Consider the following 351-nt stretch of genomic DNA (forward strand, 5'->3'; position numbering starts at 1 on the left):
GGGCAATAACAGTAATACCGCTTCCAATACATTAAGCCTCGTTTTTGCAGGAACAGCTCCTGTGGTAACAGCAGTAGATGTACCGGCAAATGCCATTTACAGACTTGGCCAGGTACTCTCCTTCACCGTTCACTTCAGTGAACCTATAAATGTTACCGGTGCTTCATCGCTGGATGTAATCATAGGCGCCACTACAAAATCTGCTACACTCGTAAGCGGCAGCGGCACCAATGCTTTACTGTACAGCTACACCGTGCAGCAGGGCGATATGGATATGGATGGTATTACACTCGGCACAGCAGTTACCGGCACTATCCGTAACACAGCAGGAAAGGATGCGGTGCTCACACT

Annotated in this window: 1 protein-coding gene; it reads left to right on the forward strand. The window is 49.0% G+C overall.

What is annotated here, in order from left to right; all coding sequences use genetic code 11:
- On the forward strand, window positions 1-351 hold a 351-nt coding region (locus tag AC1DCV_RS35840), incomplete at both ends, for a hypothetical protein (RefSeq protein ID WP_477027691.1).

This window comes from Chitinophaga sp. 10T418, assembly GCF_056394125.1.